Annotated in this window: 13 protein-coding genes; all 13 read left to right on the forward strand. The window is 31.9% G+C overall.

The window, feature by feature from the left end; genetic code table 11:
* The first annotated feature begins 151 nt into the window (after nt 1-151).
* The 13 genes from LBD57_RS03155 (at nt 152) to LBD57_RS03215 (ending at nt 13,184) form a co-directional block, all read left to right on the forward strand.
* Nucleotides 152-970, forward strand: coding sequence for a transketolase (locus LBD57_RS03155; RefSeq protein ID WP_373469888.1), 819 nt, complete (start codon nt 152-154; stop codon nt 968-970).
* A gap of 23 nt (nt 971-993) precedes the next feature.
* Nucleotides 994-1,941: a transketolase family protein gene (locus LBD57_RS03160; RefSeq protein WP_373469889.1), complete on the forward strand. Its 948-nt coding sequence runs from the start codon at nt 994-996 to the stop codon at nt 1,939-1,941.
* Nucleotides 1,942-1,943: 2 nt separating this feature from the next.
* Nucleotides 1,944-3,125: a phosphopentomutase gene (locus LBD57_RS03165; RefSeq protein WP_373469890.1), complete on the forward strand. Its 1,182-nt coding sequence runs from the start codon at nt 1,944-1,946 to the stop codon at nt 3,123-3,125.
* A 62-nt stretch (nt 3,126-3,187) separates the two neighbouring features.
* Complete coding sequence (locus LBD57_RS03170) at nt 3,188-3,430, forward strand: hypothetical protein (protein ID WP_373469891.1); 243 nt, start codon at nt 3,188-3,190, stop codon at nt 3,428-3,430.
* Between the two features lie 56 nt (nt 3,431-3,486).
* On the forward strand, nt 3,487-3,750 hold the full coding sequence (locus LBD57_RS03175) for a hypothetical protein (protein WP_373469892.1): 264 nt from the start codon (nt 3,487-3,489) through the stop codon (nt 3,748-3,750).
* 69 nt (nt 3,751-3,819) lie between these two features.
* A complete protein-coding gene (locus LBD57_RS03180) occupies nt 3,820-4,179 on the forward strand; it encodes a hypothetical protein (RefSeq protein WP_373469900.1) in 360 nt (119 codons plus the stop codon).
* Nucleotides 4,180-5,550: a thymidine phosphorylase gene (locus LBD57_RS03185; RefSeq protein WP_373469893.1), complete on the forward strand. Its 1,371-nt coding sequence runs from the start codon at nt 4,180-4,182 to the stop codon at nt 5,548-5,550.
* 75 nt (nt 5,551-5,625) lie between these two features.
* On the forward strand, nt 5,626-7,635 hold the full coding sequence (recJ, locus tag LBD57_RS03190; RefSeq protein ID WP_373469894.1) for a single-stranded-DNA-specific exonuclease RecJ: 2,010 nt from the start codon (nt 5,626-5,628) through the stop codon (nt 7,633-7,635).
* Between the two features lie 470 nt (nt 7,636-8,105).
* The gene (gene lysA, locus LBD57_RS03195) at nt 8,106-9,338 is read left to right on the forward strand and encodes a diaminopimelate decarboxylase (RefSeq protein ID WP_373469895.1); all 1,233 of its coding nucleotides are present in this window, start codon (nt 8,106-8,108) and stop codon (nt 9,336-9,338) included.
* A gap of 34 nt (nt 9,339-9,372) precedes the next feature.
* On the forward strand, nt 9,373-10,188 hold the full coding sequence (gene dapF / locus LBD57_RS03200) for a diaminopimelate epimerase (RefSeq protein WP_373469896.1): 816 nt from the start codon (nt 9,373-9,375) through the stop codon (nt 10,186-10,188).
* A 49-nt stretch (nt 10,189-10,237) separates the two neighbouring features.
* Complete coding sequence (gene dapA / locus LBD57_RS03205) at nt 10,238-11,113, forward strand: 4-hydroxy-tetrahydrodipicolinate synthase (protein ID WP_373469897.1); 876 nt, start codon at nt 10,238-10,240, stop codon at nt 11,111-11,113.
* 69 nt (nt 11,114-11,182) lie between these two features.
* Nucleotides 11,183-11,962, forward strand: coding sequence for a 4-hydroxy-tetrahydrodipicolinate reductase (gene dapB / locus LBD57_RS03210; RefSeq protein WP_373469898.1), 780 nt, complete (start codon nt 11,183-11,185; stop codon nt 11,960-11,962).
* A gap of 55 nt (nt 11,963-12,017) precedes the next feature.
* A complete protein-coding gene (locus LBD57_RS03215) occupies nt 12,018-13,184 on the forward strand; it encodes an LL-diaminopimelate aminotransferase (RefSeq protein WP_373469899.1) in 1,167 nt (388 codons plus the stop codon).
* The last annotated feature ends 303 nt before the right edge of the window (nt 13,185-13,487 follow it).

A 13,487-nucleotide genomic window follows, 5' to 3' on the forward strand; every position in this document is an offset into this window, starting at 1 on the left:
GTTGCTAAAGAGTTCCTCTAAAAAATGAATATCCTTTTGCTATACTGTGTTAAAAAACTTGTGTTTATCGTTTTTTTCTTTGCTTTGTCAAAAATTTATAGCAATTATACACATTAGAATTTTTAAGAGCCCATAAAAGGAGTTTTGTGATATGACAAATTTAAAATTGGTGTCTGCTAATGTAAGAAAAGATATTATTAAAATGCTTGAGTTTGCAGGTTCTGGCCATCCTGGCGGTAGTTTATCGTCTGTTGAACTTGTAGTAAGTTTATATTTTAAACATATGAAATTTTCTCCTAAAAATACAAACGATCCAGACAGAGATTATTTCATTTTGTCTAAAGGGCATGCTTGTCCAGCCTTGTATGCAGTTTTGGCGCAACTTGAATGCTTTGATTTAAATGAAATTTGTACTTTAAGGAAAGCTGGAAGTAGACTTCAAGGTCACCCTGCAAAAGATAAGGAGTTGCCAGGTATAGAGGTTTCTACTGGTTCTTTGGGATATGGTTTATCAATAGGCGCAGGTATTGCTGTAGGAATGAAACAGGCAAAAAGGGATAATAAAGTTTATGTTCTTATGGGAGATGGAGAACAACAGGAAGGTAGCATTTGGGAAGCTGCTATGTCGGCATCTCACTATGGATTAAATAATCTTTGCGCTATTGTTGACGACAATGGGTTACAAATAGATGGTTTAACAAAAGATGTTATGAATGTTGAACCTTTAGTAGACAAATATAAAGCGTTTGGTTGGAATGTGATAGAGGTCGATGGACATAATTTAGATGAAATTGATAATGCCTATTTAAAATTTAAAACGGAAAAGCAGAAGCCTACAGTAATAATAGCAAAAACAATTAAAGGTAAGGGCGTTTCGTATATGGAAAATCAGACTCAGTGGCATGGGAAGGTTCCATCTAAAGAATTAATTGAACAAGCATTATTAGAAATTGACGAATCAATAAAATAGATTGTATTTTTAGGAGAAAATATATGGTGGAAACTTTTGGTAAAAAAGCTACGAGGTTTGGGTTTGGAGAAGGACTTGTTGAGCTTGGAAAGAAAGATTCCAAAGTGTTCGTTTTAGGTGCAGATACAATTTCGTCCGTTGCGATAGATGGTTTTAAGAAAATGTTTCCAGATAGATTTTTAAATGTTGGAATTGCAGAAACAAACTTAGTCGGTATGGCAGCAGGTCTTGCTGTTGCGGGATTTATCCCTTTTGTTGCTACGTATGGTGTTTTTGCCTCAGGTAGACCTTGGGAGCAAATAAGAACAACTGTTTGTTATTCCAACTTAAATGTTAAAATAGGAGGCTCTCATTCTGGTCTTATGGTAGGACCAGATGGTGCAACTCATCAAGCTTTGGAAGAAATTGCAATAATGAGATGTATTCCAAATATGAAAGTTATATCTCCATGTGATTTAATTGAAACTAAAAAAGCTGTAATTGCAAGTGCTTATTGCGATGGTCCTGTTTATATAAGATATGGAAGAGAGAATACTCCAATATTTACAAAAGAAAATACTCCTTTTGAAATAGGCAAAGCTAATGTTTTAAGAGATGGGAAAGATGTTGCTATTCTAGCTTGTGGCACTATGGTTTATGAATCTTTGATGGCCGCAGAAGTTTTAGAGAAAAAAGGTATTAAAGCAAGAGTTGTAAATATACACACAATTAAACCTATAGATGAAAATGCTATTATTGATGCAGCTAAAGACTGTGGCGCAATTGTAACTGCTGAAGAACATCAGATTTCCGGCGGGTTTGGTTCTGCAGTTAGTGAAGTTTTAGTAAGAAATTATCCAGTACCTGTTGAAATGATAGCTGTAAACGACAAGTTTGGGCAATCAGGTGAGGGAGTGGATTTAATAGTAAAATATGGATTAAAAGATATAAATATTGCAGAGGCGGCATTAAAAGTGTTGAAGAGAAAATAATTATGAAAAAAAGAGTTGTGCTAATTGTTTTAGATAGTGCAGGTATTGGAGAACTTCCAGATTCTGCTATATATAAAGACAAAGGCACAAACACAATAGGTCATATTTTTGACTTTATTGGTAACTCTTTTTCTTTGCCTAATATGGCAAAGTTAGGGCTTTATAAAATAATAAATACTAAAAATGTTTTACCTGATGTTTTTGTAGAAGGATGCTATGGTAAGATGATGACCAAGTCTCCAGCTAAAGATACAACTGCAGGACACTGGGAAATGGCAGGTATAATTTTAAAAAAACCTTTCCCTGTATACCCAAATGGGTTTCCAAAAGAACTTATAGAAAGGTTTGAACAAAAAATAGGGACGCGCATACTAGGTAATATTGTAGCTTCTGGTACTGAAATAATAAAAGATTTAGGAAAAAAACATCAAGAAACCGGTTTTCCTATAGTTTATACTTCTGCTGATTCTGTTTTTCAAATTGCAGCTCATGAACAGATTTTTGGTCTTGTAAGACTTTACGAAATTTGCCAAATAGCAAGAAATATTTTAGTGGGAGACAATGCTGTTGGCAGAGTTATTGCTAGGCCTTTTATAGGTCAAGACGGTAATTATGTGCGAACTTCAAATAGGAAAGATTACTCATTAACTCCACTAGAAACAACTATTTTAGATGAACTTAAAAGTTCTGGCTCAGATGTTGTAGGTATAGGGAAGATACCTGATATTTTTAATGCTAAGGGAATAACTAAATCTGTTCATACTACAGGAAATTTTAATGGTATGGATGTTACTCTAGATGAATTGCATCAATCTTTTGAAAAAAATAAGTTAATTTTTACAAATCTTGTTGACTTTGACATGCTTTGGGGTCATCGTAGAAATGTAGAAGCGTATGCTAAAGGATTAAAAGATTTTGACAACTTTTTGCCAAAGCTCATAGAAAATTTACTTGAAGACGATATTCTTATTATCACAGCAGACCATGGTTGCGATCCAACATATAAGCTGCACACCGATCATACAAGGGAATATGTTCCAGTTCTAATGTATGGTAAAAAATTAAAAAAAGATATAAATATAGGCGTAAGAGATACTCTATCAGATATAGCTCAAACTATGGCTGATATTTTTGGTCTTCCCAAAATGAATAATGGCACAAGTTTTAAAGATGTGTTAATTTAGTAAATAAAAAAGCATAAGTGAAAGAATTTTTTTATAAAAAAAATGAGTTGAAAAAGAGAAAAATGGAAAATAATGAAATTAAAGAAGTTGAATTGCCAAGTTCACTAGAAAATGAAGCAAGAAGAAAGACCATATATCATCTTGTAGAACAGATATACACTGTTTGCCAGGAGAAACATTTAAGTATAAAAGCATTTGGGCTAACAGCTTCTGTTGGTTTGATGATACGCGAACACTTTCTGACAAAAAATGAACAAAAATATTACGATGAATTGTTCTCTAAATGGGAATTAAATAAAAAATAAATTATTACGGATTTTTTTGTAGTGATAAAATAAATTTGATTTTTTAAGGGAGAAGTGTGGAGCAAAATGTATTAGAAAAAATCAAAAAAACAACAAGGTACATCCTTTCTTTAAAAGGTTTTAAGCCGACAATTGCTATTGTTGCAGGTTCTGGTCTTAGCAATATGGAGAAGGGTTTTACGATCCTAAAGAAAATACAGTATTCAAAAATACCTCATTTCTCAAAAGTAACAGTCCAAGGACATAAAGGAGAGCTTCTTTTATGTTCCTATAAAAACAATAACATTTTAATATTCAATGGTAGATTTTCACTACTATGAAGGTTTTTCTCCAAAAAAGGTTGTTTATCCTATAAGGGTTATGAGTTTTTATACCTAAAAACTCTTGTAATAACAGCAGCCGTTGGGGCAATAAATAAAAAATATTCAGTAGGTGATATCGTTTTAATAAAAGATCATCTTAATTTTAGTGGGTACAATCCTCTAATAGGCGTGCATTTAGAAGATTTTGGTAAAAGGTTTCCCTCTGAAGTAAGGGCCTTTCAAAAACTCGGTGCAGACGTTGTTGGAATGTCTGTAGTGTATGAGGTAATAGTTGCTAGCCAAATGAATATAAATGTTTTAGGAATTGCCTACGTTTTAAATATGTCAACAAAGTTTAATGGTAAGGCTTTAACTCATGAAGAAGTACTAAAGAATGGCAAAAAGGTAAGTGATAAAATCTCAAAAATCATAAAGAAGGTTATATAAATGAGAGCTTACGATATAATATATAAAAAAAGACAAAACCAAGAGTTATCAAAAGAAGAAATAGATTTTATTGTTGCTTGTTACAATAATGGTGATATTCCAGATTACCAAATGTCTGCATTTTTAATGGCAATTTTTTTTGTTGATATGACAGACGAAGAAATTTTTTATTTAACGAATGCCATGATAAATTCCGGAGAGAAATTAGATTTGGCTATGTTAAATATGGCATCTGCTGATAAATATTCAATTGGCGGTGTAGGCGATGGGACATCCTTGATAGTTGCTCCTATTGTTGCCAGTTTAGGTATATGTGTTCCTATGATGGCAGAACATGGGTTAGGGCATACCGGTGGAACACTTGATAAACTAGAGTCTATTCCAGGATTTAGAACAAATATAGATAAAAAAGAATTTTTAAATATATTGGATTTAATTGGTGTTTCCATTATCGGGCAAACTACAGAAATTGTTCCTGTAGATAAAAAAATATATGCCCTAAGAAACGTTACTGCTACTGTAGAATCTATACCTTTAATATGCTCAAGCATAATGATTGCCGAAGGAGTAGAAAACCTTGTATTAGATGTTAAAGTAGGCACGGGTTCTTTTATGAAAACTTACGCTAATGCAACAAGACTTTCAGAAAAGATGATAAATATAGGTAAAAAGTTTAATGTAAATACCTCTGTAGTTATTAGTGATATGGATGCACCTTTAGGCAATTGTGCAGGAAATAGTTTGGAAATTAAGCAGGCAATAGAAATATTGAAGGGGAACTTAAAAAATGACCTATATGAACTTTCAATTTTTTTGTCTGCTCTTATGATCTATAATGTAAAAAAAACAATCACTTTGCAAGAAGCAAAAATTCTTGCTCAAAAACAAATAGACAGCGGAGCAGCTTTAGAAAAATTTCAAAGAATGGTTCATTTACAAGGTGGAGATGTGAGAGCTGTAGAAGATCCACAACAATTTCTTCCTAAGGCAAAATATAAAATGGAAATAAAGTCTATAGAGGAAGATTTTATTTCTTCTATGAATTCACAAAAAATTGGTATTGCAGAAATGCTTTCTGGTGCGGGAAGAGCAAAGAAAGAAGATACTATAGAGTACTCAGCAGGCGTTGTTTTTTATAAAAAAATTAACGAATATGTTAAAAAAAATGAGATTATTGCTGAGATTTTATACAATAGTCCAAGCCATATAGAAGAGGCTGTTGCTATGATAAACGATTCTTATACAATATCTGAAAATAAAAATATTAAAAGGGGTTTCTCTAAAAACCCTAATGTGTATAATTACTGTGAATTTTCTGACAATGGTAAGATAAAAACTTGTGCTTATCACACGATAAGCACAAGTTTTTAATGCTTCAGTACCCAAAAAGGGACAGTAAGGATATGCGTTAGGGGTTTTGAAACCCATTAATAAAGGAAACTATTTATGAGCAACGAAAGTGAAAGAAAATGGCATATAATGAAGGAAGATGTATCAAAAGTCGCCAAAATTGCTTTGTCTCTGCCAAAAGTCGCCAAAATTGCGGGAGTTTTAGTAAACAGAGGAATAGATACTGTAGAAAAAGTTAAAGAATTTTTAAACTGTGGAATAGAAAATTTACACAACCCTTTTTTGTTTTATGACACGCAAAAGGCAGTTGAAAAAATAAGAAAATCGCTCAAGCTTAAAGAAAAAATTTTAGTATATGGTGATAAAGATGTAGATGGCGTTACTTCTGTAAATGTTATTGTAAACACTTTAAGGATTTTAGGTGGAGATATTTTATGGTATGTTCCAGCTGAAGAGGGGTATGGTATTTCTAAAGATGTACTTTCAAGATTTGCTTTAGAAAAAGTTAAACTTTTAATTACTGTTGATAGCGGTATTTCTGCTATAGAAGAAGTTGATTATGCAAAACAGCTTGGAATGTATGTAATTCTTACAGACCATCATGAACCTCCTTATGAAGGTATACCTAAGGCGGACGCAGTTATTAATCCTAAAATTTTTGACTCTGGATATCCTTTTAGAGATATTGCTGGTTGTACAGTGGCGCTGAAACTTATGTATGCTTTAATATTTTCTTATCATGAGGAATATGATAAAGACATTTTATTATGCTATTGCCAAGAATCTTTGATAACATGTATACATATGAAAAATGGCATAAAATTGAATGAAAAAAAGTTTGATTCTGTTTCTGGAATAAAACATAATTTTAAAAATGTATTTAAAGTATATGTTAGTTCAAAAAATCTGAAAAGCAGTTTGTTGCAAGATATTTGTAATAGAATAGTAGTATTTAATGATATTATAGAAGATGTTTATTCTATTGAAAAAGCATACAAAAAAGAAATTTTAAAAGATAAAAATATAAAAAGTTTTTTTGAAAATAATCTTGACTTGTGTTGTCTTGGTACAATTGCAGATTCTGTGCCGTTAGTCCAAGAAAATAGAGCAATAGTAAAAAATGGTTTAGAAATAATAGAAAATAATCCGCATTCTCATACAGGTCTTGGTCTTTTAATAGATAATATTTTAATTTCAAAAGGAACTTCTAATATAACAGCAAAGCTGGTATCTTGGAATGTTACTCCTGTACTGAACTCTTCTGGTCGTATGTCAAAAGGTATTCTTTCAGCTAAGCTTCTTATGACAAAAGACTTAAAAAAAGCAAAAAAATTATATGAAGATATTCTTAAATTGAACAAGCATAGAAAGTATTTGCAGTCTGAAAATATTGAACAATTTAAACATCTTTTAAAAGAACAATGCAATTTAGAAAGCGATAAAGTTTTAATAGTAAAAGCGTCTAATCTAGAACACGGAGTTACAGGAATAATAGCTTCTCAGATGGTAAAGACGTATTCTAAGCCAGCTTTTTTGTTCATTACTGATGGGAAAGAAGCCACAGGAGCAGCTCGTTCTATTGAGGGATTTGATGTAGTAGCAGCTCTAGAAAGTGTAAAGGATATATTAATAAAATATGGTGGCCACAATCAGGCAGCAGGTTTTACTTTAAATGACTCTAAAATAGGAGAATTTATAAGAAGAATTTCTGATTATGCAAACAAAAATTTAGAAAAGACAAGTTATGATAAAACAATACTGATTGAAAATGAATTAAAAATATCTGATATTACTGTTGATTTTTACGAACAAGTTCAGACAATGGAACCTTTTGGTATGGGAAATGCTAAACCAATATTTTACATAAAAAATGTAACACCTACGGAAGTTACTGTTTTTGGTAATAAAGGAGAACACTTAAAATTTAAAATCTCTCATAAAGGTAGCAAAAATGTTCAAGCTGTTTTTTGGAATAAATCTAAATTTGCTAAAGCGGTAAAGTCTGAAGCTTTATTAGATGTTGCATTTTACGTTGATATAATAGAAAGGAATAGAAATAAATTGGTACAATTACAAGTTGTAGATATAAGACCTGCGTTGGCTTAAAGATGCCCCTAGTACATTAATAAATAGAAATTTGATGCACATTGCAAAAAAGAAAGTTTCTTAAATATAGAGTTTTCCAATGAAGGACTAAAAGATATACAAAAAATTTATAGTCTTGTTTGTTCCAATTTATCTAAAGTCTTGAACTCTTTTTATTTAGAGGATAAAAGTCTTAGTGAAAACATTATGCAAATCTATATAGATCTAGAAGAAATATCTTTAAAACAGAAGCATATAGCTCGTCTTCATGCAAATTTACAAGAATCTATTGAAACACAGGACTACATATGGATATTTTAGAGCAATACATTAAAATAAATTCTTCTATAGCAGATATTGTTAAAATACTTTCTCAGAGAGGATAAAGTCTAGCTTAGTTGATTGCTCCCGAGTTTTGACACTATATGAAAGGTTTGATAAAATAACGCTTAGGTTTTTAGACAGGCCCATTATTTTCAGAGGTTTTAAGAATGCTTAATTTTAAAGATAAAGATTTGTGTGTTGAACAAGTGAAGTTTATTGATATTGCAAAGAAATATGGTACAAGTGTATATGTTTACTCACAAAATAAAATAATAGATAATTTCGAAAAATACAAAAGAGCATTACCTGTTAACAAGGGAATGATTTGTTTTGCATGTAAAACAAATTCAAATTTTTCAATTCTAAAACTTCTTTCTAACCTTGGAGCAGGTGCAGACACAACTTCAGGTGGTGAAATTTTTAGATGTTTAAGAGCTAATTTTGTCCCTTCTAAAATTGTTTATGCTGGAGTAGGTAAAACTTTCCAAGAGATAGAATATGCTTTAAAAAGTAAAATTTTTATGTTTAATGTAGAGTCTTTTGAAGAGCTTGAAGCTATAAACAAGATAGCTCAGAAATTAAAGGTTAAAGCTAGAATTTCTTTTAGGATAAATCCATACGTAGATCCAGATACACATTCTTATATAGTTACTGGTAAAAAGGGTACAAAATTTGGTATTCCTTATGAAGATGCTATAAGTGCTTATTTGTTGGCCAAAAAAAAGAAGAATATTATAATTTCTGGTATACATTCCCATATAGGTTCACAGATTTTAGAAGTTGCCCCATTTAAACTTGCGGCGCAAAAAATAAAAAAAATAGTTGAACAAGTAGAGAAGCAAGGCATAAATATTGAATACATAAATTGTGGTGGCGGGCTTGGTATAGAATATAAAAATAATCAAAAAGTTCCATTAGTGAAAAATCTTATGTCTGAAATATTTTCTGTTTTTGATAAAGATAAAAAATTTATTTTTGAGCCAGGTCGTTCAATAGTAGGTGCTGCTGGATATTTGTTAACAAAAGTTATATATCGCAAAAAGTCTGGTGAAAAAAGTTTTCTTATTACAGATGCAGGAATGAACGACTTGATAAGACCTACTTTGTATGGTGCATATCACGACATAATACCTATTAAAAAAACTTTAGCTAAAAAAGTTAAAAGTGACGTTGTAGGTCCTGTATGTGAAAGTGGAGACTTTTTAGGTAGAGATAGGATGCTTCCAATATTGCCACAGGGAGAGCATCTTGTAGTTAAGTGTGCTGGTGCTTATGGAGCGGCAATGTCTTCTTCCTATAATTCTAGACCATTGCTTGCAGAGGTTTTAGTTTCAAAAAATAAGACTTTTTTAATTAGAAAAAGAGCAAGCTACAACGATTTAGTAACGAATGAATGTTAAAAGTTTTTTTAGAGACTCTCTAGAGGTAAAATAAATGGAAATAAATTTTTCTAAATTGACAGCTGCAGGGAATGATTTTGTTTTAATAGATAACAGAAATAATATAATTCCTAAAGAAAATTATCAATCTCTTGCAAAAAAGCTTTGTGATAGAAAGTATTCAATAGGAGCAGACGGTTTAATTTTACTTGAAAATAGTCAGAACAAAGATTTTAAAATGAAATACTTCAATTCAGATGGGTCATGCGCTTGTATGTGTGGTAATGGTGGCAGATCTGTTGCTAAATTCGCGTATGATTTGGGTATTGTCGATTCAAAAATGATTTTTGAAACAGATGCAGGGGTTGTTAATGCAGAAGTTTTAGTACAAGATAGACTAAGGCTCAGTTTGTATGCTCCTAAAGATTTAAAACAGAATATAAAATTACAAGTAGAAGGTAAAACTTTTAATTCTGATTTTATAAATACTGGCGTTCCGCACGTAGTTATATTTGTTGATGATATAGAGTCCGTAGATGTTTTTAAATATGGTAGATTGATAAGACATAACAAAACTTTTAGTCCAGAGGGAGCAAATGTCAATTTTGTTCAAGTTTTAGAGGGAAACAAACTTCTTGTACGTACATATGAAAGAGGTGTTGAAGATGAAACTTTAGCTTGTGGTACTGGTATTACAGCTTCAGGCATTGTGTCTGCACTAAAGGGATTTACAAAATCTCCTGTCAGTATAGTTTCAAGAGGCGGAGATGAATTATCTGTTTCTTTTGATGTAGATTCTAATTTACAAATAAATAATGTAGTTCTTGAGGGGCCAACTATAATATCTTTTAAAGGTATAATTAATATTTAAACAGACCCTTTAGAAAAACCCATAGTAGTTAGCATATATTGGAGGATTTATGTTTTCTGGAGTATATACAGCATTAATAACTCCGTTCAAAAATGGCAAGATTGATTTTGATTCTCTTAGAAAATTGATTGATAATCAGTGCCAGAGTGGTATTAGTGGTATAGTGCCATGTGGTTCAACAGGAGAATCTTCAACATTGTCACATCAAGAACATGAAGAAATTTTAGAGTTTTGTGCAGAATACGTAAAAGGAAGGTTAAAAGTTCTTGCAGGGACAGGGTCTAACTCTACTGATGAAGCTTTGCGTTTTACTCAGTTTGCAAAAAAAGTTGGTTGCGATGGAGCGTTAGTTGTTTCTCCTTACTATAATAAGCCTACACAAAAAGGTTTGTACTTACATTTTAAAACTATAGCCGATAATGTTGATATTCCAATAGTTCTCTACAATATATCTGCAAGAACGTCTGTTAATATTGAACCTGAAACAATAGCAACACTTTGTAGCGATTGCAAAAATATAGTTGGTATAAAAGAAGCATCCGGTTCATTATCGCAAATGAGTACTATAAAATCTTTAGTTACAAATATTGAACTTATTTCAGGCGATGACGCTTTAACACTGCCTGTTTTGTCTATAGGTGGACTAGGTGTTATCTCTGTTTTGTCTAACATAATTCCTATAGAAGTAAATGCTCTTATAAAGTCTTATAATAATGGGAATATTAAAGAGGCCCAAAAGATTCACTATAAACTTCTTCCATTGGCAAGGGCAATGTTTATTGAGACAAATCCTATACCTGTGAAGGTTACAGCTAACATTTTAGGAATGTGTGAACAAGATTTAAGACTTCCATTGTGTTCTATGAAAAATGAAAATAAATTGAAGTTGATAGATGCATTAAAATCTTTTGGTTTAATTAAGTAAAGGGTTTTTCTAAAAATCTTAATGTATATTTTAATTATATGTATTAGGTTAAAGAAAGTATAAAGGTGGATGGAAATGAAAATAGTTGTTTGTGGTGCTGCTGGTAGAATGGGGAAGACTATAATTAATCTTGCAATAGAGAACTCTGATTTTGAAGTTATAGTTGCTTTAGAATATGAGGGTAATAAAGCGATAGGGAGAGGAGATCCTATTATTTCTTCTATTAATGATTTAGGAAAAGTATTGAAGGGAACTGATGTTGTAATAGATTTTACAAATCCAGAAAGCACTTTAAACAATTTAGAGCACATAAAACAGTATAATGTTCCTGTTGTTATTGGTACTACTGGTTTTAGCGTTGAGCAAAGACAGAAAATTGAAGACTTTTCAAAAAGTATACCCATCCTTCTTTCTCCAAATATGTCTGTAGGTGTTAACATTTTGTTTAAACTTGTCAAAGAAGTTACAAAAAAAATTCCTGATTATGATATTGAAATATTAGAACTTCACCATAACAAAAAGAAAGATGCTCCTTCAGGTACGGCGGCAAGACTTGCCGAGATCGCAGCGTCTGCAAAGTGTGAGAATATTAAAGATATTGCTGTTTATGGAAGACATGGTTCTTCCTGTACAAGAGCAAAAGAAGAAATAGGGGTTTTTTCTATAAGAGCAGGAGATATAGTTGGTGACCATACCGTATATTTTGTTGGACAAGGAGAAAGAATAGAATTAACTCATAGAGCTAGTTCCAGGGATACTTTTGCATCAGGTGCTTTAAAGGCTGCAAAATGGCTTGTAAAGCAAAAATCTGGTCTTTATGATATGGCAGATGTTTTAAACTTAAAATAAACATAAGCGTTTTAGACAGACACGTAAGTATATCCTACATTGGAGCACATATATTATGAAAATCAATTATAATGAAAAATTAAAAAAGTTGCCTCCTTATCTTTTTATTGAAATAGATAAAAAGAAGAAAGAAGCTATAGATAGAGGAGCTGATATTATTTCTTTAGGTGTTGGGGATCCTGATCTTCCAACTCCAGAACATGTAATTAAGTCTATGCAAGCTGCTGTTGCAAATCCGGCCAATCATCAATATCCTTTTGGAGCAGGTCTTATTTCTTATAGGAAAGCTGTGTGTGACTGGTATAAAAAAAGATTTAATGTAGATTTAGAAGTAAATGAAGTTTGTTCTTTAATAGGCTCTAAAGAAGGTATTGGTCATATTCATTTGGGTTTTATAAATCCTGGAGATGTTGTCTTGATTCCAGAACCTGGATATCCTGTATATAATACAGGTACAATTTTTACAGATGGCATACCGTACTTTATGCCTCTTCTTGAAAAAAATAATTTTTTACCAGATCTAGATGCTATACCAAAAGAAATTGTTAAAAAAGCTAAATTAATGTTTGTAAATTATCCTAATAATCCTACGGCTGCAGTAGCTCCTAGAAATTTTTATATTAAACTTATAAAATTTGCTAAAGACAATGACATAATTATTGCAGCTGATGCAGCATATTCTGAAATATATTATGATGAAGAAGAAAAACCTTTAAGCTTTTTAGAATTGTCCGGAGCAAAAGAAGTTGGCGTAGAATTTCATTCTCTTTCTAAAACATATAATATGACTGGTTGGCGTATAGGCTGGGTTTGTGGCAATAAAGAAATTGTTGAGGGCATTTCAAAAGTAAAAGATAATTACGATTCCGGAGTTTTTCAAGCGGTCCAAGAAGCGGCCATTACTGCCCTTTCTTCAAGTCAAGATTGTGTTAAAACTGCTAGGCAAATATATAAAGAACGTAGAGATGTTTTGGTAAAAGGTTTAAAAGAATTGGGATGGGAAGTTAATTTACCAAAAGCTTCTTTTTATGTATGGGCAAAAGTACATAAAGGATACACTTCATCGCAAGTTGTTAGTAAATTATTAGATAAAGCTGCTATTGTTTGTACACCTGGTAATGGTATGGGTTCTAGTGGAGAAGGGTATATTAGGTTTGCTCTTACAGTTTCTGTGCCTAGAATCAAAGAGGCTTTAGAGCGTATATCAAAAATACAATGGTAGGTACGCTAAAATATATACAGTAAGTTGATTTAAAGGAGAAAGCAATATAGAGCCTGACTTGACCGTTTTAAGGAAAAAAAGGGGAAATCATTCATAAAAAAGGTGGTTTGGGGGAACCCAAAAGGTCAAGAGAGGTGCTAAAATCTTGCAATAGGATTCAAAAAATGAGTGAGAATAAAATTGTAGCCAACAGCCAACCTTTTTAAAAGCGTTATTTGGTGTCATTGTGAGTGGACGCGAAGCAATGCTGAAAGAAAGTCTCACATTCCCAAACTTGCAGTAATTCTACACTTGTATTATCTG

The organism is Candidatus Endomicrobiellum cubanum (assembly GCF_031278955.1).
Lineage (GTDB): Bacteria > Elusimicrobiota > Endomicrobiia > Endomicrobiales > Endomicrobiaceae > Endomicrobiellum > Endomicrobiellum cubanum.

Excerpts from the sequence above, each read along its gene's own strand:
- LBD57_RS03165 (WP_373469890.1), top strand. The coding sequence starts at position 1,944 with ATGAAAAAAAGAGTTGTGCTAATTGTTTTAGATAGTGCAGGTATTGGA.
- recJ (WP_373469894.1), top strand. The coding sequence starts at position 5,626 with ATGAGCAACGAAAGTGAAAGAAAATGGCATATAATGAAGGAAGATGTA.
- dapA (WP_373469897.1), top strand. The coding sequence starts at position 10,238 with ATGTTTTCTGGAGTATATACAGCATTAATAACTCCGTTCAAAAATGGC.
- dapB (WP_373469898.1), top strand. The coding sequence starts at position 11,183 with ATGGAAATGAAAATAGTTGTTTGTGGTGCTGCTGGTAGAATGGGGAAG.
- LBD57_RS03215 (WP_373469899.1), top strand. The coding sequence starts at position 12,018 with ATGAAAATCAATTATAATGAAAAATTAAAAAAGTTGCCTCCTTATCTT.
- LBD57_RS03155 (WP_373469888.1), top strand. The coding sequence starts at position 152 with ATGACAAATTTAAAATTGGTGTCTGCTAATGTAAGAAAAGATATTATT.
- dapF (WP_373469896.1), top strand. The coding sequence starts at position 9,373 with ATGGAAATAAATTTTTCTAAATTGACAGCTGCAGGGAATGATTTTGTT.
- LBD57_RS03185 (WP_373469893.1), top strand. The coding sequence starts at position 4,180 with ATGAGAGCTTACGATATAATATATAAAAAAAGACAAAACCAAGAGTTA.
- LBD57_RS03160 (WP_373469889.1), top strand. The coding sequence starts at position 994 with ATGGTGGAAACTTTTGGTAAAAAAGCTACGAGGTTTGGGTTTGGAGAA.
- LBD57_RS03170 (WP_373469891.1), top strand. The coding sequence starts at position 3,188 with ATGGAAAATAATGAAATTAAAGAAGTTGAATTGCCAAGTTCACTAGAA.
- lysA (WP_373469895.1), top strand. The coding sequence starts at position 8,106 with ATGCTTAATTTTAAAGATAAAGATTTGTGTGTTGAACAAGTGAAGTTT.